The organism is Amycolatopsis sp. cmx-4-54, from assembly GCF_046548895.1.
GTDB lineage: Bacteria > Actinomycetota > Actinomycetes > Mycobacteriales > Pseudonocardiaceae > Amycolatopsis.
On the sequence record NZ_JAEBEJ010000004.1, the window covers coordinates 1 to 24,908 of the forward strand.

General features: G+C 69.3%; 26 protein-coding genes. 7 read left to right on the forward strand and 19 right to left on the reverse strand.

Features of this window, described 5'->3' with window-relative positions:
- Positions 1-153: 153 nt before the first annotated feature.
- The 11 genes from ACLJQ7_RS13745 to ACLJQ7_RS13795 form a co-directional block, all read right to left on the reverse strand.
- Positions 154-1,245 carry a lysophospholipid acyltransferase family protein gene (locus tag ACLJQ7_RS13745; protein ID WP_410648601.1) on the reverse strand — a complete coding sequence of 364 codons (1,092 nt, stop codon included), beginning with the start codon at positions 1,243-1,245 and terminating at the stop codon, positions 154-156.
- Entirely contained in the window at positions 1,242-2,291 is a 1,050-nt protein-coding gene (locus ACLJQ7_RS13750) for an NAD-dependent epimerase/dehydratase family protein (RefSeq protein WP_410648602.1), read from the reverse strand. Before ACLJQ7_RS13750 ends, ACLJQ7_RS13745 begins: the two co-directional genes overlap by 4 nt.
- A gap of 288 nt (positions 2,292-2,579) precedes the next feature.
- Positions 2,580-2,681 carry a 30S ribosomal protein bS22 gene (locus tag ACLJQ7_RS13755; RefSeq protein ID WP_007030867.1) on the reverse strand — a complete coding sequence of 34 codons (102 nt, stop codon included), beginning with the start codon at positions 2,679-2,681 and terminating at the stop codon, positions 2,580-2,582.
- Between the two features lie 145 nt (positions 2,682-2,826).
- Positions 2,827-3,051, reverse strand: coding sequence for a helix-turn-helix domain-containing protein (locus ACLJQ7_RS13760; RefSeq protein WP_125678911.1), 225 nt, complete (start codon positions 3,049-3,051; stop codon positions 2,827-2,829).
- A gap of 194 nt (positions 3,052-3,245) precedes the next feature.
- Entirely contained in the window at positions 3,246-4,061 is an 816-nt protein-coding gene (gene proC / locus ACLJQ7_RS13765) for a pyrroline-5-carboxylate reductase (RefSeq protein ID WP_410648603.1), read from the reverse strand.
- A 24-nt stretch (positions 4,062-4,085) separates the two neighbouring features.
- A complete protein-coding gene (locus tag ACLJQ7_RS13770; RefSeq protein WP_410648604.1) occupies positions 4,086-4,916 on the reverse strand; it encodes a thioesterase family protein in 831 nt (276 codons plus the stop codon).
- Positions 4,917-5,057: 141 nt separating this feature from the next.
- Positions 5,058-5,855: a sugar phosphate isomerase/epimerase family protein gene (locus ACLJQ7_RS13775; RefSeq protein WP_410648605.1), complete on the reverse strand. Its 798-nt coding sequence runs from the start codon at positions 5,853-5,855 to the stop codon at positions 5,058-5,060.
- A 22-nt stretch (positions 5,856-5,877) separates the two neighbouring features.
- Entirely contained in the window at positions 5,878-7,539 is a 1,662-nt protein-coding gene (locus ACLJQ7_RS13780; protein ID WP_410648606.1) for a hypothetical protein, read from the reverse strand.
- Positions 7,540-7,644: 105 nt separating this feature from the next.
- Positions 7,645-8,634: a hypothetical protein gene (locus ACLJQ7_RS13785; protein WP_410648607.1), complete on the reverse strand. Its 990-nt coding sequence runs from the start codon at positions 8,632-8,634 to the stop codon at positions 7,645-7,647.
- A gap of 127 nt (positions 8,635-8,761) precedes the next feature.
- Positions 8,762-9,451, reverse strand: a complete 690-nt coding sequence (locus ACLJQ7_RS13790; protein WP_034310560.1) for a response regulator transcription factor — start codon at positions 9,449-9,451, stop codon at positions 8,762-8,764.
- Positions 9,448-10,680, reverse strand: a complete 1,233-nt coding sequence (locus ACLJQ7_RS13795; RefSeq protein ID WP_410648608.1) for a sensor histidine kinase — start codon at positions 10,678-10,680, stop codon at positions 9,448-9,450. Before ACLJQ7_RS13795 ends, ACLJQ7_RS13790 begins: the two co-directional genes overlap by 4 nt.
- A 271-nt stretch (positions 10,681-10,951) precedes the next feature.
- Here ACLJQ7_RS13795 and ACLJQ7_RS13800 point away from each other — a divergent pair, with 271 nt between their 5' ends.
- Positions 10,952-11,599, forward strand: a complete 648-nt coding sequence (locus ACLJQ7_RS13800; RefSeq protein WP_410648609.1) for a DNA-binding response regulator — start codon at positions 10,952-10,954, stop codon at positions 11,597-11,599.
- Positions 11,596-12,513, forward strand: a complete 918-nt coding sequence (locus ACLJQ7_RS13805) for a hypothetical protein (RefSeq protein ID WP_410648610.1) — start codon at positions 11,596-11,598, stop codon at positions 12,511-12,513. The genes ACLJQ7_RS13800 and ACLJQ7_RS13805 overlap by 4 nt, the downstream gene beginning before the upstream one ends.
- Positions 12,514-12,583: 70 nt before the next feature.
- Here ACLJQ7_RS13805 and ACLJQ7_RS13810 read toward each other — a convergent pair whose 3' ends face one another.
- From ACLJQ7_RS13810 to ACLJQ7_RS13840, 7 genes are all read right to left on the reverse strand, one after another.
- Positions 12,584-13,333: a phosphoglyceromutase gene (locus ACLJQ7_RS13810; RefSeq protein ID WP_410648611.1), complete on the reverse strand. Its 750-nt coding sequence runs from the start codon at positions 13,331-13,333 to the stop codon at positions 12,584-12,586.
- Positions 13,334-13,925: 592 nt separating this feature from the next.
- A complete protein-coding gene (locus ACLJQ7_RS13815) occupies positions 13,926-14,852 on the reverse strand; it encodes a DUF4349 domain-containing protein (RefSeq protein WP_410648612.1) in 927 nt (308 codons plus the stop codon).
- A 68-nt stretch (positions 14,853-14,920) separates the two neighbouring features.
- The gene (locus ACLJQ7_RS13820) at positions 14,921-15,436 is read right to left on the reverse strand and encodes a YbjN domain-containing protein (protein WP_410648613.1); all 516 of its coding nucleotides are present in this window, start codon (positions 15,434-15,436) and stop codon (positions 14,921-14,923) included.
- Positions 15,433-16,737, reverse strand: a complete 1,305-nt coding sequence (mshA, locus tag ACLJQ7_RS13825; protein WP_410648614.1) for a D-inositol-3-phosphate glycosyltransferase — start codon at positions 16,735-16,737, stop codon at positions 15,433-15,435. Before mshA ends, ACLJQ7_RS13820 begins: the two co-directional genes overlap by 4 nt.
- 21 nt (positions 16,738-16,758) lie before the next feature.
- Positions 16,759-17,571, reverse strand: coding sequence for an alpha/beta fold hydrolase (locus ACLJQ7_RS13830; RefSeq protein WP_410648615.1), 813 nt, complete (start codon positions 17,569-17,571; stop codon positions 16,759-16,761).
- A 54-nt stretch (positions 17,572-17,625) separates the two neighbouring features.
- Positions 17,626-18,801 carry a L,D-transpeptidase gene (locus tag ACLJQ7_RS13835; RefSeq protein ID WP_410648616.1) on the reverse strand — a complete coding sequence of 392 codons (1,176 nt, stop codon included), beginning with the start codon at positions 18,799-18,801 and terminating at the stop codon, positions 17,626-17,628.
- Between the two features lie 220 nt (positions 18,802-19,021).
- On the reverse strand, positions 19,022-20,074 hold the full coding sequence (locus tag ACLJQ7_RS13840) for a UDP-N-acetylmuramate dehydrogenase (RefSeq protein WP_410648617.1): 1,053 nt from the start codon (positions 20,072-20,074) through the stop codon (positions 19,022-19,024).
- Positions 20,075-20,100: 26 nt separating this feature from the next.
- Here ACLJQ7_RS13840 and ACLJQ7_RS13845 point away from each other — a divergent pair, with 26 nt between their 5' ends.
- The 5 genes from ACLJQ7_RS13845 to ACLJQ7_RS13865 all read left to right on the forward strand — a co-directional run bounded on the left by ACLJQ7_RS13845 (position 20,101) and on the right by ACLJQ7_RS13865 (position 23,770).
- The gene (locus ACLJQ7_RS13845) at positions 20,101-20,598 is read left to right on the forward strand and encodes a DUF2505 domain-containing protein (RefSeq protein WP_410648618.1); all 498 of its coding nucleotides are present in this window, start codon (positions 20,101-20,103) and stop codon (positions 20,596-20,598) included.
- On the forward strand, positions 20,580-21,377 hold the full coding sequence (locus ACLJQ7_RS13850; protein ID WP_410648619.1) for a class I SAM-dependent methyltransferase: 798 nt from the start codon (positions 20,580-20,582) through the stop codon (positions 21,375-21,377). The genes ACLJQ7_RS13845 and ACLJQ7_RS13850 overlap by 19 nt, the downstream gene beginning before the upstream one ends.
- Positions 21,378-21,440: 63 nt before the next feature.
- Positions 21,441-22,100, forward strand: coding sequence for a DedA family protein (locus ACLJQ7_RS13855; RefSeq protein WP_410648620.1), 660 nt, complete (start codon positions 21,441-21,443; stop codon positions 22,098-22,100).
- The gene (purU, locus tag ACLJQ7_RS13860; protein WP_410648621.1) at positions 22,078-22,962 is read left to right on the forward strand and encodes a formyltetrahydrofolate deformylase; all 885 of its coding nucleotides are present in this window, start codon (positions 22,078-22,080) and stop codon (positions 22,960-22,962) included. The genes ACLJQ7_RS13855 and purU overlap by 23 nt, the downstream gene beginning before the upstream one ends.
- A gap of 178 nt (positions 22,963-23,140) precedes the next feature.
- Entirely contained in the window at positions 23,141-23,770 is a 630-nt protein-coding gene (locus ACLJQ7_RS13865; protein WP_410648622.1) for a pyridoxamine 5'-phosphate oxidase family protein, read from the forward strand.
- Positions 23,771-23,849: 79 nt separating this feature from the next.
- Here the strand turns inward: ACLJQ7_RS13865 and ACLJQ7_RS13870 are convergent, their stop codons facing one another.
- Positions 23,850-24,848 (reverse strand): NADP-dependent oxidoreductase, encoded by a 999-nt coding sequence (locus ACLJQ7_RS13870; protein ID WP_410648623.1) that lies wholly within the window; start codon positions 24,846-24,848, stop codon positions 23,850-23,852.
- Positions 24,849-24,908 lie beyond the last annotated feature (60 nt).

Genomic DNA, 24,908 nt, shown 5'->3' on the forward strand with positions numbered 1-24,908 from the left:
CCCCGCCGCCGGACGTTGCGAAAGCCACTTTCGCAACGTTGAAGGTTGCGAAAGTGGCTTTCGCAACCCGCCACCCTTGCCCAACGCCTCACTGAACGCGAAGCGCTGAGCCGTAACTCACGTGATCGAGGCCGTCACGCGAGTGACGCGGTTCTAGCCCTTGAAGACGCTCTTCCGCTGCGAAAGTCGTTTGTACAGCGACTGCTGGATCGACTCCCGCACCTGGTCGGTCAGCGTGAACACCAGCATCGGGTCGTCGACGGCGTCCGCGTCGTAGCTGTCCGTGCGGATGGGCTCGCCGAACTCGATGCTCCACTTCGTCGGCAGCGGGATCGCGCCGAGCGGGCCGAGCAGCGGGAAGAACGGCGTCACCGGGAAGTACGGCAGGCCGAGCACGCGCGCGAGGAGCTTGATGTCGCCGATCTTCGGATAGATCTCCTCCGCGCCGATGACCGACACGGGGATGATCGGCACGCCGGTCCGCAGCGCGGCCGAGACGAAACCACCGCGGCCGAACCGCTGGAGTTTGTACCGCGACGAGAACGGTTTCCCGATCCCCTTGAACCCTTCCGGCCAGACGCCGACGAGTTCTCCCTTGCGCAGCAAGCGTTCCGCGTCGGCGTTGCAGGCGAGTGTCTGTCCGGACTTGCGGGCGAAGGAGCCGACCAGCGGCACCTGGAACACCAGATCCGCGCCGAGGCCGCGCAGATGCCTGCCGCCGGGGACGTGGTCGTGCACGGCGACGGCGGTCATCAGCGCGTCGAGCGGCAACGTGCCGGAGTGGTTCGACACCAGCAGCGCGCCGCCGTCGGCGGGCAGGTTCTCGACGCCGAAGGTGTCGACGCGGAACCACTTCTCGTACAGCGCGCGCAGCGGCGGCAACAGCAGGGTCTCGGTGAGCTCGGCGTCGAAGCCGAACTCGTCGACGGTGTAGTCACCGGTCAACCGGTCACGCAGGAACCCCAGCGCCGACCTCAGCGAGGCCGGGAGGAGATCCGCGTCGGCCGGGCGGGTCCTGGCGGGCGCGACGCGCGCCGCCCCGGGGAACTCGACGACGGGCGCGTCCGCCCGGCGCTCCTGCTCCAGATGTTCTTGCGCTTCTTCCGACTCGCGAAGATCCCGATCCGCTTGGACGGCCGGGTCCGGCTTCTCTCTGCCGGGGCCGTGCAACGGGATGACCTGCGCTTCAGCGCCGCTCACGTTTTCCGCCTCGCCTTCGTGAGAGTTCTCGTGCGGTCTGCTCATCGGTGGGTCGCCTGTCCGGTCGCCGCGGCCACCAGCACCTTGCCCGCGAAACCGGCCAGCCTGCCGCCGTCCACCACGGGCCGGAGCCCGCGGCCGGTGATGTAGTCGTCGAACGCTTCCCGCGTCGTCCAGCGCGGGGTGTAGCCGAAGTCGTTCTTGAGCTTCGTGATGTCCACGACGCGGCCGAAGTTCAGCAGCCGCACCTGATCGGCGGAGAAGTCGACGACCCTCGCTCCGCGCAGCACCTTGCCGACCGACGGCACGACACCGCTGGGCATCGGCAGTCCGACGCGGCCTGCTCGCCGGATCGCCTGAGAAAGGGTGAGTACCCCTTCCGAGCCCACGTTGAACACGCCGGGCTTGTCGTTCAGCGTCGCCTGCTCGAACACGGACAGCGCGTCCGAAGCGTGCAGCAGCTGGATCCGCGCGTCGTAGCCGAAGACGGTGGGGACGACCGGCAGCGCGAAGTAGCGCGAAAGCACGGTGTCGATCTCCGGGCTGATGATGTTGGCGAAGCGGAACAGTGTCGTCGTGATGTCGGGACGACGGCGCAGGAGACCGCGGACGTATCCCTCCATCTCGACGGCGTCCTTCACGTAACCGCTGGTCGAGGTGGGGATGAGTTCGGAATCCTCGGTGAAGACGGCCTGGGAACGCGCTCCGGCGCCGTAGACGGCGGCCGTCGACTTCACCACGAGCTTGCGCACGAGCGGCGAGCGCTGGCAGGCCGCCAAGAGCCGCATCGTGCCGATGACGTTGACCTCTTTGATCGCCGTCCGGCGAGCGGGGCCCGCCGGATGCGCGGTGCACGACGCGTGCACCACGGTGTCGACCTTGGCCGTGCTGATCACCTTGGCGATCAGCGGGTTGCGGATGTCGGCACGGACGTACTCGGCGTGCCCCATGCGTTGCAGGACCGACTTCCGCGGGGGCGTGGTGTCGACGCCGATCACCCGCTCGAACCCCGGATTGTTGCCGAGTCTGGCGAGCAGCTTCCCGCCAAGGTCTCCCCCGACCCCGGTCACGAGCACGATGTTCGACGGCATAGGACTCCCTGCGGCTTTTCGGGCGGTTCACGGACTTCGATCACGGGGTCCTGATGACCGTGAGCACTGGCCGGCCCACCGAGTGTGCGCGTACCTGCACTCATGGGAAGCATCGCGCGGCTGCCCTTGAGATGTTACCGCTCATTAGGGGTAGTCGAGTCGGTGCTTACATGCTATTAACCCGACGCTCGCAGAGGGGGATGCACGTCTCACTCGAATGGGCGGCAATCGCCCACTGAATGGGAATGGCCCGTCCAGAAACTGGACGGGCCACTCACCGGCTGTGTCTTACTTGCCGGCCTTCCTACGCTGAACACGCGTCCGGCGCAGCAACTTGCGGTGCTTCTTCTTCGACATGCGCTTACGGCGCTTCTTGATCACAGAGCCCATCGTGAGCGCTCCTTCCTTCGTCGTCGGTCACGCTGCCCGGCGCAGCGTCCAACGGGTGGAGCGCACAGGCACGAGCGGTCTTCCAGGGTACTCGCGCCCCGGAAGACGCCCTCGGGCGGGCACGTCGTACCTCCCGAAGCGGGCCTCAGCCCACGTCGAAGTACGCGCCCTGCAGATATTCGTGAACGGCCTTTTCGGGCACTCTGAACGACTTCCCGACGCGCACCGCGGGCAACTCGCCCGAGTGAACCAGGCGATAGACGGTCATCTTGGAGACCCGCATCAGCGTGGCCACCTCGGCGACCGTCAGGAACTGGACCTGGCCCACTGTGTTGAGCTTGGCCAGGTCATCCTTCTTGTTCGGCGGCATGATTCACCGTGTCCTTCGACACGTGTCGCGCCACGAGGCTTCCCCACCTGTGGTATCGACACGCACGTGCTCTCCTGAGAGTAGCGGGACACATGTGGCCAAAGCGACGCGAGTCACCGAGATGGGCCCGTCCGACTACGTATTTCGTCCTCTTGATGCGGTAGTCAGACGGCGAACTACCGCATCAAGAGGACTTAAGTGCGGGGGTCGTGGGCGGCGCCAAGCTCGGTCGAGCGGTCCTTCGCGGCCTCGATGGCGGCCAGCAGCGCCGCGCGGACGCCGTGCTTCTCCAGCTCGCGGATGGCGTTGATGGTCGTCCCGGCGGGCGAGGTGACGGCTTCGCGCAGCAGCACCGGGTGTTCGTCGGACTCGGCGAGCATCTTCGCCGCCCCGACGGCCGACTGGATGATCAGCTGCCCGGCGAGCGCGCGGGGCAGGCCGAGCAGGATGCCGGCGTCGATCATGGCCTCGACCAGGTAGAAGAAGTACGCGGGCCCGGAACCGGACAGCGCCGTGACGGCGTCCTGCTGCGACTCGGGCACCTCGACGACCTGCCCGACGTGCGACAGCAGTTCCTTCACCACCGCGATGTGCTCGGCGGTCGCGTGCGCCCCCGCGGAGACCGCGCTCATCGCCTCTCCGACGAGCATCGGGGTGTTCGGCATGACCCGCACCACCGGGACGCCCTCGGCCAGCCTGCGCTCGTACAGGGCGGTCGGCAGGCCCGCGCACAGCGAGACCACCAGCGACTCCGTGCCGAGCAGCGGCGCGAGTTCGTCCAGCACCGGTTCGATGTCCTGCGGTTTGACCGCGACGACCAGCACGTCGGCTCGGCGAGCGGCATCGGCGACGGTGACCCCGTGCACGCCGTAGCGCTCGGTCAGCTCGGCCGCGCGCGCCGGGTACCGCTCGGTGAACAGCAGGTCGCCGGGGCTGTGCCCGCCGTGCAGCAGGCCCGAGAGCAGGGCCTCTCCGATCTTCCCGGCGCCCAGAACCGCGATCACACTCATGCCACTCAGCGTGCCAAACGGCCGTCAGCCACCGGGTGCCGGGGCAAGCGCCAGTTGCCGCGCCTGGCAGACGAGCCTGCCCTGCGAATCGACCACGAGCGCGTCCGAGTCGAACCAGGCCTCGTGCACCGACTGGCTCTGGACGAGCACCCGCAGCCAGCCCGGCGCCGGCCGCGTGCGCAGCAACGCGGTCAGCTGCACGGTCGGCGCCCAGCCGACCCGGCCGAGGTTGTAGACCACCGGCGGGTTCACGTCGCTCGCGAGCAGGGCGAAGAACGGATCCGCGAGCCCGTGCCTCGGCCGGATCCACAGCCGGATCCTCGGCGGGTCGCCGATCCGGCCGTGCAGGTAGCCGACGCTCGCGGGATCGAGCCGGACCTCACAGCCCTTCGCGAGGTTGAACAGGCCTTCGGAGGTCTCGCCGGTCATGGGGACCGCGCCGGGCGGCGGCTCCGCGGGCATGGCGGGGACGTCGGTCCACTCCGGACGCCGCATCGGCAGCCGCCCGGTGGTCACCCTGGCCTCGACGCAACTGCGGCCCCGCTGCTCCAGCGTGACCGCGACGACCGAGGCGCGCCTGCCGACCTTCCGGACGTCCATGCGCAGCAGCACCGGCCCCACCGCCGGTGGATGCAGGAACTCCGCGCTGATCGCCAGCGGCTCGGACGGCGGCTCGCCGCGCTCGTGGAGGAAGGTGAGCGCGGCCTTGGCCATCAAGGCCATCAGGAAGCCGCCATGGGGGTGTCCACCGATCGACCATTCGGTCCGGAGGACCGCCGTGAAAGTGCCGTCACCCAGCGATCTCGTCGCGCACGCCGCGTCGAAGGAGGTGCTCGTTTCGTCGGCCGCGCTCACCGAGCACTGACCCAGGCCACGAGCCGATCCATCGGGGTGCGGGAGATCAACAAGCGCAGCTGGTTCACGGTCGGAACTTTACGTGTACCAGCGCCTCGAGCGCAGGGAGGAATGAATCTCCGCACCCGGAGACGATCTTTGTCACTGCCCGAGGTGAAGCCTCGCGAACAGGAGTGACTCCACGAGGTCCCGCGACCGTTGCGCCGCGCTCGGTGACCGCCGGGTATTGATCTCCAGCACGATCTGTCCGGAGAAATCGCTGTTCACGAGCTTTTCGAGTAGTTCGGCGCAGGGTTCGATCCCGCGTCCGGGCACCAGGTGCTCGTCCTTCGGGAGGCCCGTGCCGTCCGCCAGATGGACGTGCGCGAGCCCGGACCCCATCCGTTCGGCGAGCGCGAGGGCGTCCATCCCGGCTGCCGCTGTATGGGACAGGTCGAGCGTGTAGTGGCGAAACCCTACGTCCGTAGGGTCGATCGACGGCCGGAACGCCGACACGCGGGACGTCCGCGAGCCGCCGGGCGGGCGGACCTTGAACATGTTCTCGACCGCGATCTCGATCCCGCTGGTTTCTTCGAGCTCGTCGACGAGGTCACCGAAGGCGTCTCCGTAGCGGCGCTGCCACCGGAACGGCGGATGCACCACGACCGTGCGCGCCCCGAGCTCCAGCGCCGCGTCCACGGACATCCGCAGGCGGACCTCGGGATCCGGCGACCACACGCGCTGGGTGATCAGCAACGAGGGCGAGTGGATCGACAGCACCGGCACGCCCGTGCGACGGGACCAGCGGCGCAGCGCGGAGATGTCCTGGCTGACCGGGTCCGCCCAGACCATCACCTCGACGCCGTCGTAGCCGAGGTCGGCGGCCAGCTCGAACGCCGTGCCCGCCCGCAACGGCCAGACGGACGCCGTCGAGAGGCCTACCGGAATCTGCGGAACCATTCCGGCATCCTTCCCGAGGCCGCTAACGCGCGACCAGCAGGAGTGCGGCCGGTGAGACCGTCACCACCAGTCCGACCAGTACCGCGAGCACCAGGGTCTGGAGATCGTCCGCCTTGCGGATCTTCCGGACGATCCACACCAACGCGACGATCACCAGCAGTGCGGCGACCAGCGCGGCGGCGGGGATGTTCACCCACAGCCAGTTGAAGCCCAGCCAGACACCGGCGCCGCCGACGACCCCGAGGGCGAGCTGGCCGGCCAGCGCCAGCCACTGCTTCCCCGGCGAGACCTTCTCGGCGGGCGCCGCGGGCTCGTCGTCCTCGACGACCTCCTCGGCGCTGTCGTCGTAGTCGTCCTCGTAGTCATCGGCGCGGTAGCCGTAGTCGTCACGGCCGAAGTCCGGGCCGCCGTCCGGGTACGCCGGGTCGGCGAACTCGCGTTCGTACTCGTCGAGGGAGTCCTGCCGGTCGCGGTCGTCGAGGGAATGCGGCGGTACGAACGGCATCGGCGCCGGGTGGGGCTGGTGGGTAGATGCCATGGTCGGGGGGCCCGCGTCGAACGGGTCCGGCTCGGGGTCGGCGTCCGGTTCGACGGGCACGACCGGGGGCGGTACCGGCGGGATCCCGCCGATCTCGGTGTCCTCGGACTGCACCTTCTGCCTGCGCTTGCGCCAGCCGGCGAGGCCGGCGGGCGGCGCCGGGGGCGCCGTGGGTTCGGCGGGTGCCTCGGGTTCGACCGGCGCCTCGTCGCCGACCGCGGCGAACTGTTCGGTGCTCGGCTCGGCCTTCGGCTGGGGCGGGCGCGCCGCGGGACGGCGGCGCCGCACCGGCTGGGCGGGCGGCGTCGCGAACCCGCCGCTGGGCATCGGACCCGGCTGGTCCTGCACGTCTTCGGCCGGGGCATCAGGGCCACCGGGGCCACCGGGACCACCGAGACCGCCGTCGAGCCTCGCCGACAGCCCGGACGACGGGGGTCCGGCGGGCGGCTCGGGACGTCGGCGGACCGGCGGCACCGCGCCGCGAGTCTCCTCCGGACCTGCCGGGCGGGGACGGCCGCGCGGGGGCAGGCCCTCGGAGTCCGGCGGGCGCTGCTGATAGCCGGACTGCTCCTGCGGCGGCGTCGGCCGGACGAACTGACCGGATTGCTGCGGGGGGCGCTGCTGGTAACCGCTCTGTTCCTGCGGCGGAGTCGGCCGCAGGAACTGACCGGACTGCTGCGGCGGACGCTGATAGCCGCTCTGTTCCTGCGGCGGGCGCACCGGCGGCGTCTGCCGGGTCGGGGTGGACGCGACGTCCGGCGGCACCGGCAGCGGCGCGGAGTCCTGCGGCGGCTGCGGAAGGGGACGCGCGCCGGAGTCCTGCGGCGGCTTCGGGAGCGGACGCGCTCCGGGGTTCGAGGGACTTTTTTCCGCCGGGAACCCATCCGGCGGAGGCTGGGGGCGCGAGCGGCGCGGCGGCCGGTTGAGCGGCGGCGGGGTGTCGCCGGACACCCTGTCGATAATCGCCTGGGGCGCGGTGTCGCTCGCGGTCGGCGCGCGCCGACCGCGAGTGGGCTCGGGAGCCTCGTCGTCATCGTCGGCCGCGCGGCGTCGCCTGCGGCGCCCGCCCTCGGGCTGGGCTCCGTGCTGCGCGAGCAGCTCCGCCACGGTCTTCTGTGGCTGGCCGCTCTCTGTCTCGTCCGTCATACCGTGCTGTCCAATGCGCGCTCAAGCCGTTGCGAACCGGCACGCGACGGGGCATCGGCGGCGTCGCGCGCGCTGTCCACCGTCATCCGCATTTCCGTCACCACTTCACCGTGCCCGTTCTCCGTCGACTAAGTCCAGTCGGGCGCTGCCGCCCACAGTCTTGTCCGCACCATTCGAATGGTCCAGCCGTCGAAGGATGACACCTTCTCGCAGCGCCCACGGACAGATCTCCAGTTCTTCCAGGGAAAGCGCCCGCATGGTGGCTTGTGCGACGAGCGCGCCCGCCACCAGCTGATGCGACCTGCTCGCGCTGACCCCCTCGAGTTGTGCCAGGTCATGGGCGGTCATCCGGGAGATGAACGCGATGAGCTGCCGCAACGCGGTGTCGGTCAGGGTACGGCGCACATGCGGCCCGCTGGCCGACGGCGCCGCTCCGGTCAGCCGGGCGAGTGACCGGAACGTCTTCGACGTCGCCACGACACGATCGGGTTCACCCAATTTGGCGACCTTCTTCGCGAGCGGGGCGAGTTGTTCTTCAAGCCACGCCGAAGTCGCGATGAGCTCCGACCTGGTGGGCGGGTCGTGCTGGAACCGCGTCCGGGTGGTCCGGCCGGCGCCCAACGGCAGCGATTCGGCCAGATCCGGCTCCTCGTCGCGGCCCATCGCGACCTCCAGCGAGCCGCCGCCGATGTCGAGCACCAGCAGCTTCCCCGCCGACCAGCCGAACCAGCGGCGGACGGCGAGGAAGGTGTGCCGGGATTCGTCGATCCCGGAAAGCACCTGGAGTTCGACGCCGGTCTGTTCCTGGACCTTCGCCAGCACCTTCGGGGCGTTCTTGGCTTCGCGGACCGCGGAGGTGGCGAACGCCATGACCTCTTCGCAGCCGAGCCGAGCCGCGGCCGCCTTCGCCGATTCGACCGCACGCACGAGGCTGTCCGCGCCCGCGCGGCTCAGGTCTCCGTTGCGGGTGATCTGCTCCGCGAGCCGGAGGACGGCCTTTTCGGAATGCATCGGGGTCGGGTGGGCGCCACGGTGGGCGTCGACCACGAGCAGGTGGACGGTGTTGGAACCGACGTCGAGTACCCCTAGGCGCACGAGCGTCTACGGTACCCGTCCCCACGTCAGGTCACGAAACCGTAACCGTGATCTGTATCGCAGGGGCTCCGCGTGAAGGCCCCCTTCCCTCGGCTCAGCCGAGGGAAGGGGGCCTTCACGCGCTAGCTCACGTCTCGAACTTGTAGCCCAGGCCACGCACGGTGACCAGGTGCCGCGGCGAGCCCGGGTCCGGTTCGATCTTCGACCGCAGTCGCTTCACGTGGACGTCGAGCGTCTTGGTGTCGCCGACGTAGTCCGCGCCCCACACCCGGTCGATCAGCTGCCCGCGGGTGAGCACGCGGCCCACGTTGCGCAGCAGGTACTCGAGCAGGTCGAACTCCTTCAGCGGCAAGGAGACCTCCTGGCCGTCGACGGTCACCACGTGCCGCTCGACGTCCATCCGCACGGGCCCGGCGGCCAGCACCAGCGGCGCCAGATCGCCTTCGGAGCCCGGCTCGCCACCGCGGCGCAGCACCGCCCGTACCCGCGCGATGAGCTCACGGGCCGAGTACGGCTTGGTGACGTAGTCGTCGGCGCCGAGTTCCAGGCCGACGACCTTGTCGATCTCGCTGTCGCGCGCGGTCACCATGATCACCGGCACCGCGGAACGCTGCCTGAGCTGCTTGCAGACGTCCGTTCCGCTCATCCCGGGGAGCATGAGATCGAGCAGGACGATGTCGGCGCCGTTGCGGTCGAACTCCTCGAGCGCCTGCTGCCCCGTCACGGCGACGGCGGCGGTGAAGCCCTCTTTGCGGAGCAAGAACGCGAGCGGGTCGGCGAACGACTCTTCGTCCTCGACGATGAGAACCCTCGTCACAGGTTTCCTCCATGGTCGGGGCTTTCTTGCCCTGTTGCCACGAGACGGGGTGTCCGCTCGGGGGTCTTCTCCGGCCGGGACGCCGGCGGAGCCTGTTTCGCGGTCGCGGCCGGTTCGGCGGGGATGTGCGCGGGGATCCGCAGCGTGAAGGTCGACCCGGTGCCGGGACGGCTCCACAGGCCCACCGAACCGCCGTGGTTGGCGGCCACGTGCTTGACGATCGCCAGCCCCAGCCCGGTGCCGCCGGTCGCCCGCGACCGTGCCTTGTCCGCGCGGTAGAACCGCTCGAAGACACGCTGCTGCTCGTCCTCGGCGATGCCGATCCCGCGGTCGGTCACGGCGATCTCGACCTTCCCGTCGACCAGCCGCCTGCTGATCGAGACCGGACTGCCCGGCTGCGAGTACGCGACGGCGTTCTCCAGCAGGTTCGACAGCGCGGTGACCATCAGCGTCCGGTCGCCCTCGATGAGGAGCCCGCTGGCCGCGTCGGTGGTGATGGTGATCTCGGCGGATTCCGCCGAAAGCGTCGTCCTGCCGAGCGCCTCGCGGACGACGGCGTCGACCTCGACGACGTTGAGGTCGGGCAGCCGCTCGGCGCCCTGGAGCCGCGACAGCGCGATCAGTTCGGTGACGAGCTGGCCGAGCCGCGTCGATTCGCGGAGGATCTTGCCGCCGAAGCGGCGGACCTCCTCGGTGTCTTCCGCGGCGTCGAGGACGGCCTCGGTGAGCAGCGCGATCGCGCCGACCGGCGTCTTCAGTTCGTGGCTGACGTTCGCGACGAAGTCCCGCCGGACGGCTTCGAGGCGGATGGCCTCGGAGTGGTCGACGGCCTCGACCACGGTGAACCCGTCGCCGAGCGGGCGGACCTCACCGAGGACGGCCTCGGGCTGACGGCCCCTCGCCTCCAGCGGGGAGAGGTCGATCTCCATCGGATCGTCGGTCTCGACCACCTGCTCGGCGGCCTTGCGGGCCCGCGGATCGGCCTGGTTGACCTTCACCAGCCCGAGCTCGTAGGCACGCGGGTTGTGCAGGACCATGTCGCCGAACTTGTTGAGCACGACGACGCCGTTGTTGCTCGACCGCACGAGGCGTTCGAGCAGTTCGGCCACGGTGGGGCCGGTCGGTCGCCGCTCCTCGCGGCGGGTGCGGCCCCTCGCGATCAGGAAGCCGAAAACCACACCGACGATCAGTCCGCCGACGGCCATGGCGAGTGCAACAGGCGTGGTCACAGGGGAATCGTAAGCGCGTGGGTAGTCTTTTGGCCTAGTCCCGGCCGCGTACTCGTGATGCCTATGACACCTGGGGACACCCTGTTCGCCTGCAGGTCAGGCCTCGTTCACGTGGCCGAGACCTCCCGGGTGAGGCGGGTCACCCGAAACGGGGACCCCGGCGACGCCTCATGCCCGGATTCCGACTTTCGTCGTGACCTTCGAAACCCACTCAGCGACGAATAGCGACGTTCCCGTCACGGCTGCCGGGGAATGTTGGGAGACTGTCGCCGTGGAACTCGTCAGTGACATCTCCCTGATTCGCGGAGAAGAAGAGCTGTTCGACCGGACGGCTCATCTGTTCGTCGCGGCGACCGACATCGCGTGCGCGGCCGACGACCTCTACACCTGGGCGCTTTCCCGGCCGTCCCTCACGCGGCAGGGCGAACGGCTGGTGCGCGACAAGCGGATCCGCAAGCTGTACCGGCCCGGCGTCCTGCTGAACGAGCAGACCGCGCGGCATCTGCATCGCCTGTCCGGCCTCGGCGCGCAGATCCGGATCGGCACCGAGGAGATCAACGAGACGATCCTGCTCGACGAGCGGGTCGCGATCATGGCCGGAGACGAGGGCAAGGCGGTGCGCTCCTACAGCGTCATCTCGCGCCCCGAGCTGGTGCAGGGCATTCTGTCGCTGTTCGAAACCGCCTGGCTGGCGTCCACCACCCTGGAGACGTTCGACGCGCGGTTCGCCGACATCCGAATGGAGGCACCGCAGATCCTCGAGTTCCTGACCACCGGCTGCAAGGACGAGAAGGCCGCGAAGAGCCTCGGCATGGGCGTGCGCACCTATCAACGTCGCGTCTCGGAACTGCTGGTCGCGCTCGGCGTGACGTCGCGGTTCCAGGTCGACGCGCGGGCGCGGGAACTCGGCCTCTTGTGAAGCGCTGGGCGGGGTTCGCGGTACTGCTCGCGCTCGCGGGCTGCACCACCGCGACCTCCGGCACCGCCCGGCCCGAGCCGGAAACCCCGCCCTCGAACCTCGCGCTCGTCGACCCGGCGCGGACGGCCTCCGTGCTCACGGCGGTGAAGACGGCCACCGAAGCGGTGTTCTCCTACGACAGCACGGCCGTGCCCGCCTACGAGAAGGCGATCGCCGACAACCTGACGCCCGGCGCGCGCGACGAGCTGGCGAAACTGTTCGCCGAGGTCCGGAAATCGGCGGAACCGATCAAACTCGCGACGAAGGTGATCATCTCGGCCGCGGTCGAGATGACGCCGGACAAGGCGCGGGTGCTGACGGTGCTCGACCAGAGCAGCACCAGGGCGGGCGCCACCAGCAAGGGCGTCGCGTCGGTGCTGCTCGCGACCGTGCGCGAAGGCGACCGCTGGCGGATCGGCAAGGTCGAGGTGAACCCGTCCGTGCCTTCGCCCGCGGCGGAGAAACCGGGTGCGGGTGACCGGGTGTTCGCGAGGGTGCGGGATTCCGCCCGCGACGGCGCGCTCCGCGCCGCGGAGGCCCTGCTGAACGTGGACCCGGCCGACCCCGAAGGCACGTACGCCCGCTACGAATCCGTGTCGACCGGGCCGTTGCTCGCCCAGTTCCGGCAGGACAAGGCGGCGCGGCTGAACCAGATCCGGTCCGCGGGCTCGAAGGCGTCTCTTGCGCCGAATCCGGCCGCCGCGGTCATGGAGGTCGTGGACGACAAGGCGAGCGTGCTGCTCTGCGCGACGACAGAGGTCAAGGACGCGGCCGGGCAGGCGACGAAGCGATACCTGCCGATCGTCCTGCGTCTCCAGCGGCCGCCCGAAGGCTGGAAGGTCGCGGGGGTCGAGTCGGTCCAGCCCCTGCCCTGACGCAATTCGTCCTCTGAATGCGGTGGTTCGAGAGCGAACTACCGCGTTCAGAGGACGAAATGCGTGGGGTTCAGCGGCCCTGGTTCGCGACGGCGGCCGCGGCTTCCTTGGCGGCCTCCGGGTCCAGGTAGGTCCCGCCGGCGGTGACCGGCTTGAGGTCTTCGGTGAGGTCGTAGCGCAGCGGGATGCCGGTCGGGATGTTGAGCCCGGCGATCGCGTCGTCGGAGATGCCGTCGAGGTGCTTCACCAGCGCCCGCAGCGAGTTGCCGTGCGCGGCGACCAGCACGGTCTTGCCCGCGCGCAGATCCGGCACGATCGCGGACTCCCAGTACGGCAGCAGCCGCGCGACCACGTCCTTGAGGCATTCGGTCAGCGGGGCGGCGTCGCCGAGGTCCGCGTAGCGCGCGTCGCCCACCTGGCTGAACTCGTCGGCCGGGTCGATCGGGGGCGGCGGGGTGTCGTAGGAGCGGCGCCAGAGCATGAACTGCTCCTCGCCGAACTCGTCCAGGGTCTGCTTCTTGTTCTTGCCCTGCAGCGCGCCGTAGTGCCGCTCGTTGAGGCGCCAGTCGCGCTTCACCGGGATCCAGTGCCGGTCGGCGGCGTCGAGCGCCAGGTTGGCGGTCGAGATCGCCCGGCGCATCAGCGACGTGTGGAGGACGTCCGGCAGCAGACCGGACTCCGCGAGGAGCTGCCCGCCCTTGCGCGCCTCCTGCTCGCCCTGCTCGGACAGCGGCACGTCCACCCAGCCGGTGAACAGGTTTTCGGCGTTCCACGTGCTCTGCCCGTGACGCAGCAGCACCAGAGTCCCAAGCTCAGCCATGGGGTTCAGCCTGCCAGAGTGAGCGGAACCGCCGGTCAGAGGGCCACGCTTGGCTTTGTTTCTACGGAGAGTGCGTTACCCGTGAGTACCACTTCACCCGTCCAGAAGACGGGTTGCCAACAAGTCCCCTTCCCCGGAATTCAGGCTGCACTCCGTTATCCCCGCTTTCCAAGTTCACTCGAACGGAGTAACCGGTAGTCTTGTGATTACAGGTGGAGATCTGACAGGTTGACTACGTCCCGCGCGGCCGGATTCCACGCACTCCCCGGTTCGACGCGGGTGACGACCGCGACTCGTCTCCCCCCTGCCGAGTCGCGGCGCCCGCCGGCCCCGTTGGCATCCCCCTCGTCACCGGGTCCACCTTGGCGGGAACTTCAGCGGGGCGGCTCGAGATCGCGACTCCCCCCTCCCTCGAGCCGTCCCGCCTGTTCATTTCCCTCTTGAGTGACAAGAGTTTCTTGGGTATCCCGCGCCGGTGCCGGGCCGGCCGCGGTCGTGTCGTCCATCCGATCACGCGTGTCGTCCGCCGGATCACGCGTGTCGTCCGTTCGGTCACGTGACACCGCCGGCACAGGGGGCTCGTCCTGATCGCTCAGTCCAGCGGGGGCGCGGACGGCAGATCCGAAGCGGTCGCCATCGCGGGCTCCCCCGGACGGCGCCGCTTGCGCAGCCACCACACCAGCGCGGCCGCGGGGACGCCGAAGACGAGCAGGAACGGCGCCATCGCGCCGAGCACGGTCAGCAGGCCACCGCCGAAGGTCAGGAACGCGTCCCAGCCGTCGGTCAGTCCGCCGAAGAACCCGCTGCGGGATTCCTCCGCCGCCGCGACCGTCTCCGCCTTCACCTGCAGGGAGATCGTCGACATGGCGACACTTCCGGCCAGGCTTTCGCGCCGCTTCTGAAGCGACTCGAGCTCGGCCTCCCGGCTGGTCAGCTCACTCTCGACCGACGCGATCTCCGAGACCGACGTCGCCCTCGCGAGCAACGCGCGGATGCGCTCGACGCTCGCCCGCTGGGTGGCCAGCCGCGAATCGACGTCGACCATCTGCTCGGTCACGTCCGTCGCGGTGACCTCGCGTTTGACCTGCTTCCCCAGCTTCCCCAGCTGGTCCAGCACACCGTCGAGACGCTCGGCGGGCACGATGACGTTGACCGACGCCCGCTTCTCCTGGGTGCTCTCCTGCCCCGTGTAGCCGGCGGCGCCCTGGGTGATGACGCGCACCTGCGAGACCACGTCGGCGACGTTCGGCGCGGTGAGCTCCAGGCTCGCCGTGCGCACCAGCTTGCGGTCGGCGATGCCCGGCTGCCCCGCCGGCGCCGGGGCCTTGCCCGAACCCGCCTTGCTGTCGGCGCCCTCTGTGTTGTTCTTGCCCGGCTGCCCTTGGTTCGGCGCCGCCTGCTTGGTGTCGGCCGACATCGGCATCCCGGCGGATTCACTGCTGCCGGAATCGTTCGCCGAGCAGCCTGCCAGCGCCAGTACGATGCCTGCGGCGGCCACCCATCTCACTCGCTTGCGCATCAAAACCGTCTCCCTCCAGTGTCGCGGGAAGAGACGGATCCCGATCCGGTGCCGTTGCACCCTTCGGGTCACGAGTCGGTCAAGGCTCCGGGTTCGTGTCCGTTCGAAGGTTCGACGAGATGTTTGAACGCCTGCAGGTTCGCCAGCGACTCGCCACGGGAAACGCGCCAATCCCATTCGCGTTTGATCGATTCCGCGAATCCGAGCTCCAGCAACGTGTTGAAATCGCCGTCGGCGGCTTCGAGTACCTGCCCGAGGATCTTGTCCAACTCGGACTCGGTGACCGTGTCCAGACCGAACCGGCCGACCAGATAGATGTCGCCCATCGCGTCCACCGTGTAGTGCACGCCGTACAGTTTCGCGTTGCGGCGCAACAGAAACCGGTAAACGTCCTCGTGGGATTCATCGGGACGGCGGCAGACGAAGGCTTCGACGGCGAAAGCGTGGTCCCCGGCGACCAGCCAGCAGTTGGTCTGCAACTTCTTGGTACCTGGCAAGGTGACGAAGTACTTTCCTTCGCCACGCCTTTCGTATTCCAGGCCCGCGTTGTCCAAAGAGAACCGCAAGGTCTCGTCGAGCGTCAAACCGCCACCTCCGCGCGCTGTTCGAGGGCACGCCGGAACGCGCCGGTCGCCTGAGCGTACGTGTCCAGCAGCCGGTCCGTCGTACGGCGCCAGGAGAAGCGCCGCGCGTGGACGACGGCGTTGGCCGAAAGTTCGGCACGCCGGCCTGGTCGCAGCGCGACGTTCGCGAGCGCGCCGGCCCAGTCCTTCGCGTCGTGCGACGGCACGAGCAGCCCGGAAACCCCGTGCGGGACCGCGACCGGCAGCCCGCCGACTTCGGCCGCGATCACCGGCGTCCCGCAGGCCTGCGCTTCGAGCGCGACCAGCCCGAACGACTCGTTGTAGCTCGGCACGGCGACGACGTCGGCCGCGCGGTAGACGTCGACCAGCGACCGGCCGGGCTGCGGCGGCATGAACCGGGTCTGCTCCTCGATCCCGAGGGAGACGGCCAGTTCGCGCAGGGCCTGCGGCTGCTCCAGCCCGGTCCCGGACGGGCCGCCGACGATCAGCACCACCAGCCGCGACGCCAGCTCCGGCCGCTCGCGCAGCATTTCGGCCGCGGCCAGCAGGAGGACGTCCGGCGCCTTCAACGGCTGGATGCGGCCCGCGAAGGCCAGCACGATCGCGTCCTGCGGCAGGCCCAGCGCCCGGCGCGCGGCCGGCTGGGATCCGGGGGTGAACCGGTCGAGGTCGACGCCGGGCGGGATGGCGTGCACGGCGTGCGGGTCGGCGTCGTACAGCTCGATCAGCTCTCGGGCCTCGACGCGGGTGTTCGCGACCAGGCAGTCGGCCTCCTCGACGACCTGCTCCTCGCCGATCACGCGGGTGCGCGGCTCCGGGGTGTCGCCCTCGGCGAGCGCGGCGTTCTTGACCTTGGCCAGGGTGTGCGCGGTGTGCACCAGCGGCACGCCCCAGCGGTCGCGGGCCAGCCAGCCCGCCTGGCCGGAAAGCCAGTAGTGCGAATGGATGAGGTCGTAGTAGCCCGGCTCGTGGAACGCCTCGGCCCGCAGCACCCCGGCGGTGAACGCGCACAGCTGCGCGGTCAGCTCGTCGCGTCCCAGCGGCTCGAACGGCCCGGCCGGGATGTGCCGGACCAGCACGCCCGGCGCCAGTTCGGCGACCGGAGGCTGATCCGAAGACGTCGCGCGCGTGAACACCTCCACCTCGACGCCGCGGCGGGCCATCTCGGTGGCCGTCTGGCTCACGTAGACGTTCATGCCGCCGGCGTCGCCGGTGCCCGGCTGCTCCAGCGGAGAGGTGTGCAATGACAGCACCGCGACGCGCCTGGGCGCGGCGTCGAACCCGTGCAGGGGGATCGTCACCTGGTCAACACTCCCGAAGTCCTACTGATCGGCGAACCGGCGCAGTAGATCACCGAACTCGTCCGCCACTTCGGCGAACGGCAGATGCCCCACCTCAGGTAGCCAACGCACGACAGCCCCCGGAATCTTCCCCGCCGCGTATTCCGCCGACGTCGGATCGATCACAGCATCCGCGAGACCATGGACGATAAGTGCCGGTTTGTCCAGATCGCGCAGTACGTCCTCGCTCCCGACGTCGCGCCGGAACAACGCCGAGCGCACCGCGGGCGGGGTGGAAAGGCACGCGCCGAGCAAGGACTGGGTGAGCGTGCCGGACACGGGGGTGGCGGTCATCCGCTCGCTGAACTGCACCAACGCGGGAATCGCGAGCGACGGATCGTCCGAAAGCACCGCCGGGATGGCCTCGCGCATGGCGGGCCCGACCTTGCCGCCGGGCCGGTCCTTGCCGATTTCTGTGATGGCGCCCACAAAAACGACGCCACCGAGCCTCGACGAGCCGTGCACGCGGAGGTAATCGGTGATCACCAGCCCGCCGTAGGACCAGCCGACGACGATCGCGTCGTCACCGGCGAAGTCGAGGACCGAGGCGAGGTCTTCGGCCCAGACCCGCGGATCGTCGTAGCCGGCGGACGGCACCTCGGAATCGCCGTGACCGCGGAGATCCATCGCGACCAGGCGGAACCGCTCACTGAGCGCGGGATCCGCCAGCTGCGGCGCCCAGGCCTTGGCGGACTGGGCCCAGCCGTGCACGAACACGATCGGACGGGTGTTCTCGGCGCCCTCGACCCACAAGCCGATGCGGGTCCCGCCGTAGCCGACTACCTCGGTCTTCATGTCCGCAAGCCTATGAGGTCCCCACACGCGTGGGGCTCGTGAGTGGCTGACGGGCTATTTGACAGCCGAGAGAGCCTTCCAGGACTTCCAATCGTAGAACCAGTTCTTGACGTCCGATTTGGTCGGACTGCCCAGTTTCGAACCGGTGATCTCGACCGGGTCACCGATCATCGCCGTGTCGAAGTACTTCTTCGCGTCCGCGTCGAGCAGGTTCACGCAGCCATGCGAGGTGTTGGCCTTGCCGATGTTCGCCGCGTTGTCCTGGTTCTCGTGGATGTACTCGCCGTTGTTCGAGATCCGGCAGGCCCACTTCTTGTTGACGTTGGTGTAGCCGTAGCGCGCGTTGTCGAACCGCGCCGTCGGCTCCTTCGTCATCACGATGAACGTGCCGTTCGGGGTGTTGCGCTGGACGTCGGAGTCGAGCCCGTTCGAGCACGGGTAGCTCGCCGATTCCGACCCGCCCCGGTAGACCTTCATCACGTGGTCCGGGGTGTTGATCTTGACGACCTGGTTGCGGCCGATCTTGAACTCGGTGGTCACGTCGGCCTTGCCGTACGCGCCGCCGCCGAGCGGGACGCCGTAGAGCTTCGCCTCGACGTTGACCTTGATGTTGGCGGGCCAGTACTCCTTGGGCCGCCAGTCGACCTGCGTGTCCGACAGCCAGCCCCAGGAGCCCTCGACGTCCTTGTCGGTCTTCACCTTGAGCGCCTTCTCGGCGGCCGCCTTGTCCTTGACCGGGGACGCGAACTTCACGCTGATCGGCATCGCGACGCCGACCTCGGCGTCGTCGGTCGGGTTCAGCGTGGCGCGAACCTCCTTGGCGGGTTTGACCGTGCTGAACGAGCCCTTGAACTCGGCAGGCTTGTTGTCACTGCCGGTGGCCTTCGCGGCGTAGGTGTACGTCTTGCCGTAGCCGAGGACCTCGGTGCTGGTCCAGGTGAGCCCGTCGGGGGAAAGTTCGCCCTTGACGTCCTTGCCGCCGTCGCCGGTGACCTTGACCTCGGTGAGCTTGCCGTCGGCGACCTTCACCACGACCGGTGTCACCACGGAGGCGTCCTTGGCGTCGGCTGCGGGTTCGGCGGTGATCTTGGCGACCGGGGCGGCGTTCTGCGCTTCGCCGCCACTGCCTTCCGGCTTGGCGTTGCCGCCTTCACCACTGGAGCAGGCAGCGGCCAGCATGGCCGCGCCCGCGGCGAGCGCGGCCTTGAACACCGTGCGCCGTTCGATCACTTGTACCTCCCATGAAGATCCCCGTTTCCCGCGAGCCCCTACCCGCTCAGCGCTGGGAACCTCTCCGACGTTACCCGCGGCGACGGAACTCACCCGCGCCCCTCACGGGGATAGACGCATGGGGACGCCGTGGGGTTGTTCACCCTCCCGCATTTCGTCCTCTGCATGCGATCTTTGCGCGTGCAAGTACCGCATCCAGAGGACGAAACGCGGGCGGGGGCTAGAGCGAGCAGTTGATCAAAAGGGGTTCCGGGTGCAGGGAAACGCCGAAGCGAGCCTCGACGCCGTCGCGCACTTCGCGCGCCAAAGCGAGAAGGTCCTCTGTCGAGGCCTTGCCCCGGTTCGTGAGCGCCAGCGTGTGCTTCGTCGACAGCGAGACCCTGCCGCCGGGGCCTTCGTGGCCCTTCGCGAACCCGGCCCGCTCGATCAGCCACGCGGCGGACAGCTTCGTCCCGCCGGGCGCCGGGTACTGCGGCACGCGCACGTCTTCGCCGACCACGTCCACGATCCCTGCCAGCACCTTCGCCAGCCGCGCCTCACCGATGATCGGGTTGGTGAAGAACGAGCCCGCGCTCCACGTGTCGTGGTCGTCGGCGTCCAGGACCATGCCCTTGCCGCGACGCAGGCCGAGGACGGCTTCGCGGGCTTCGGCCGTCGGCACCCGGTCACCGATCTCGACACCCAGCGTGCGGGCGAGTTCGGCGTAGCGGATCGGGGCGGAGAGGCCGTCTTCGGCGACCTTGAAGCGGACAGTGAGCACGACGCCCGCGTCAGTCCCCTTCAGGATCGACGTGCGGTAGCCGAAGCCGAGCTCTTCGGCGGTCAGCGTGCGGATCTCGCGGGTGGCGCGGTCGTAGAGGTCGACCGAGAACAGCGACTCGGCCACCTCGCAGCCGTACGCGCCGACGTTCTGGATCGGTGTCGCGCCGACCGAACCGGGGATCCCGGACAGGCATTCGAGCCCGCCGACGCCCTTCGCGACCAGATCCTCGACGAAACCGTCCCAGTTCTCCCCCGCCGCGACCTCGACGAGATCCCCGTCACGTGTCCAGCCGGTCGTGCCGACCTTCAGCACCGCGCCGTCGAAGCCGTCGTCGGCGACGACGAGGTTCGAACCGCCACCGAGCAGCAGCACCGGCTCACCGGCGTCGTCGGCCTCGCCGACCGCGTCGACCAGGGCCTGCACGGTCTTCGCCTCGGCATAACGCCGTGCCGGACCGCCGAGGCGCAACGTGGTGTGGTCGGCGAGGGTGGGAGTTTCGGCAGTGCTCACGCCCGTGAACGGTACTGTCTGGCGCCATGGCCTCCCGTATCGAGCACCGATCGACGTTCTCCGCAGACCTCGCGACCACGTTCGACGCGGTCGCCGGCGAGGCGGCGCTGCGGGCGAGGCTGGCGCAGATCGGCGGCGACGACGCGGAGCTGCTGGAGTACGCCCCGGCCGGGGACGGCGTGCGCTACAAGCTGCGTCAGGGCATCAGCTCGGACAAGCTCCCGTCGGCCGTGCGGACGCTGCACCGGGGCGATCTGATCGTCGAGCGTGAGCAGACCTGGAAGACCGCCGGATCCGGTTACACCGGCACCGCGACGGCGTCGGTCTCGGGCGTTCCGGGCGAGATCACCGCGAAGACGTCGCTGACCGGCGAAGGCGAGCAGGCGACGCTGGTCAACAGCGGCGAGGTCAAGGTGCGGATCCCGTTCGTCGGCGGGAAGCTGGAAGGCGTGATCGCCGAACAGGTCGGCAAGCTGCTGGAACGCGAGGCCGAATTCGTCGCGAAGTGGCTGGCCGAGCGCTGAAACCGGTCGGGGCACCGACTCGGGGCACGACCAACCCCAACCGGCTCCGCCGCGTCGACCGCTGGCTGGCGAGCGATCCTGGCGTGACCGGGCTGCTGCACCGCGCGGACGAACCGCTCGTGGTGGACCTCGGCTACGGCGCCTCACCGGTGACCACGGTCGAGATGGCGCGCCGGCTGCGCACCGTCCGGCGCGACGTCCGGGTGCTGGGCCTGGAGCTGGACGCCGAACGGGTCGCCGTCGCGCAAGCCGCCGTCGACCGGCCGTGGCTGGACTTCCGGCGCGGCGGTTTCGAACTCGCCGGGACGCGGCCGGTGCTGGTGCGCGCGTTCAACGTGCTGCGCCAGTACGACGAAGCCGAGGTCCCGGGCGCCTGGTCGCTGATGCTGGACGCGATGGCGCCGGGCGGGCTGGTCGTCGAAGGCACCTGCGACGAGATCGGGCGGCTCAGCACGTGGGTCGCGGTCGGCTCCGGCGGACCGCGCAGCCTGACCCTGTCGGTCCATCTCGCCAGCCTGGAACGTCCGTCCACAGTGGCCGAACGACTGCCCAAGATCCTGATTCACCGCAACGTTCCCGGTGAACGCGTCCACGAACTACTGTCTATTTTGGACATCTGTTGGGCGACGGCGGCGCCACACCAGAACTTCGGCGTCCGCGCGCGCTGGGCGCACACCGTCCACCTGCTCACCGCCCGGGGCTGGCCGGTGCTGAACCGGCCGTCGCGGTGGCGGCTCGGTGAACTCACCGTGCCGTGGTCCTCGGTGGCTCCCGACTAGGAATTCACCGGTCGAACCCCGCTCCGTCACCCCAAAGCGACCTGCGGTGATCACCATGGAACCGTGGAACTGCTGGAGTACGTCACCGAGCTGCTCGAAGGCACGCTCGGATCGCCCTGGCTGTGGGTGATCGTGTTCCTCGTGTCCGGGTTGGACGCGCTCCTGCCGTTCATGCCGAGCGAGACCACCGTAATCACGGTCGCCGTCCTGATCGGCACGGACTTCCCCCAGCTGGCGCTGCTCGCGCTGGTCGCGGCGCTCGGGGCCTGGCTGGGCGACTGCCTCGGCTACACCGTCGGCGCGGCAGCGGGTCCGCGAGCGCTCGCCCGTCTGCAGCGCGGTCCGGACGGGGTCCGGCGCTACGAATGGGCGAAAATCCAGGTGCGGCGCAACGCCGTCCTGCTGATCCTCGCCGCCCGCTATCTGCCCGGAGGCCGGGTCGCGAGCGGGCTCGCCAACGGCAGCCTCGGCTACCCACCGCGCAAGTTCGTCCCGCTGGATGCCCTCGGCGCGAGCATCTGGGCGGTGTACAGCGTCCTCATCGGTCTCGTCGGTGGAGCGGCCTTCGCGGACGAGCCGGAGAAGGGTCTTCTGCTGTCCTTCGCGCTCGGCCTGCTGCTGGTCGCGGCGATCGAGGTCGGGCGGCGGGTCCGCGTCCGGATACTGACCCGGCGCCGTGCGGCGGCCGAGACCAGCGACAATGGAGTCCGTGTCGAACCCTGAACGTCGCTATGTGATCTCCTTCGGCTGCCCCGACCGCACGGGCATCATCGCCCGTATCTCGGGTTTCCTCGCCGAACACGGCGGTTGGATCGTCGAAGCGGCGTACCACACGGACCCCGACACCGGCTGGTTCTTCACCCGTCAGGTCGTGCGCGCCGACTCGCTCCCGTTCGACGCCGCCGAACTGCGCACCCGCTTCGCCGACGTCGCGAAGTCGCTTTCGGCCGAGTCGAGCTGGCAGGTCAGCGACACCGGTGAGCGCCGTCGCGCCGTGATCCTCGTCTCCAAGGCCGGGCACTGCCTCTACGACCTCCTCGGCCGGGTCGCCTCCGGTGAACTGGACGTCGACGTCGCCGCCGTCATCGGCAACCACGCGTCGCTGGGCGACATCACCCGCGCCCACGGCATCCCGTTCCACCACGTCCCGTTCCCCGCCGGTGACGCTTCGGTCAAGGCTCCCGCCTTCGCCGAGGTGCGGAAACTGGTCGACGAACACGAGCCGCACGCCGTCGTCCTCGCGCGGTTCATGCAGGTCCTGCCCGCGGAACTGTGCGAGGCGTGGGCCGGGCGGGCGCTCAACATCCACCACAGCTTCCTGCCGTCGTTCGTCGGCGCGCGGCCGTACCACCAAGCCCACGCGCGCGGCGTGAAACTCATCGGCGCGACCTGCCACTACGTCACCGCCGACCTCGACGCGGGCCCGATCGTCGACCAGGACGTCATCCGTGTCGACCACGGCGACTCCGTCGAGGACATGGTCCGCAAGGGCCGCGACATCGAGAAGGTGACGCTGGCGCGCGGGCTGCGGTGGCACCTCGAGGGCCGCGTGCTGGTGCACGGGAACCGGACTGTCGTGTTCTAGGCGCTGTCCTGTGGGTCTGTTCGATGGGCTTCGTGATCCAGGTGGTTCCTGACGGTGCGGGCGGGTCGGCCTCGTACCGGGTCGTACTCGGCCGAGCCCGCCCGTGCCGTCAGGGAGCACCTGGGCGCGAAGACCGCGGACAGACCCACAGGACAGCGCCTAGTGGTTCACTGGGGTCATGGGGATCTCAGAGATCAAAGTGATCGAGACGCGCGAAGCGCTGCGTGAACACCTCGGCCACCCGGCCGAGCGCACCAAGGGGAAGATCATCCCCTTCCTCGACCAGCACGCGCGCACGCTGATCGAGCACTCGCCGTTCTACCTGCTGGCGACGGCGTCGTCCGACGGGACCTGTGACGTCTCACCGCGCGGTGACCCGGCCGGTTCGGTGAAGGTGCTCGACGACAAGACGCTGGTGCTGGCGGACCGGCCGGGCAACAAGCTGCTCGACAGCCAGACCAACATCCTCGAGAACCCGCACGCCGGCCTGCTGTTCGTGATCCCGGGGATGAACGAGACGCTGCGGATCAACGGCCGCGCGAAACTGATCGCGGACGCGCCGTTCTTCGACGACCTCGTGGTCAAGGGGAAGCGGCCCGCGCTGGCGATCATGGTCGAGGTCGAAGAGCTGTACATGCACTGCGCCAAGGCTTTCCTGCGGTCGTCGCTGTGGCAGCCGGAGACCTGGCCGGAGCGGTCCAGCCTGCCGACCGCCGGCCGGATCTTCCGAGATCAGATGAAGCTGGACATGTCGGTGGAGGCGCTGGACGCCGCACTGACGGAAGGCGCGCTCACGACGCAGTACTGAGCCCCTCGCGCGTGCAATGAAGGGGCCTTTCATTGCAAAATTTGCGATGAAAGGCCCCTTCATTGCACGCGAGGCAGGGTCAGACGCGGACCAGCATCTTGCCGGTGTTCGCTCCGCCCAGCAGGTCGAGGAAGGCCTGCGGCGCGTTGCGGATACCGTCCACAATGGTCTCCGAGTACTTGAGCTCACCGGAGGCGACCAGCGGCGCGACCTCCTTCACGAACTGCGGCTGCAGCGCGAAGTGGTCGCCGACCAGCATGCCGCGCATGGTGAACCGCTTCGCGATGATCGACGCGAGATTGCGCGGCGCCGCGGCCGGTTCGGTGTTGTTGTAGACCGAGATCATCCCGCAGATCGCCATCCGGCCGTGCAGGTTGATCGAGTCGATGGCCGCTTCGAGGTGCTCGCCGCCGACGTTGTCGAAATACACGTCGATGCCCTCGGGCGCCGCGGCGCGCAGCTGCTCGGCGACCGGGGCGTCCTTGTAGTTGAACGCCGCGTCGAAGCCCAGCTCGTCGGTCAGCCACTTGACCTTCTCGTCGGTGCCCGCGCTGCCGATGACCCGCTTCGCGCCCTTCAGCTTCGCCAGCTGGCCGACGACGGAACCGACCGCGCCCGCCGCGCCGGATACGAAGACGGTGTCGCCGTCGGTGAACTCGGCGACGTCGAGCAGGCCGGCGTACGCGGTGAGCCCGGTCATGCCGAGGACGCCGAGGTACGCGGTGATCGGCGCGGCCTCGGGGTCGACCTTCACCGCGTGCTTCGCGGCGACGACGGCGTGGGAGCGCCAGCCGAGACCGTGCAGCACGATGTCACCCGGCCGGAAATCGTCCACGGTGGACTCGAGCACTTCACCGACGGCGCCGCCGTGCATGACCTTGCCGACCTCGTACGGTTCGGCGTAGGACTTCGCGCTGCTCATCCGCCCGCGCATGTACGGGTCGACGCTCAGTACCTGGTTGCGGACCAGGATCTGGCCCTCGCCCGGCACCGGGATCTCGACGTCGGCGATCTCGAAGTTCTCGAGCGTGGGGACGCCGTGCGGACGGGAGGCGAGCCGGATCTCGGTTGCGTTCACGAGGTAACTCCAAGTCTGTTGCCCAACCGGGGCGATCGCCCCGTATTCACGACGGGTACA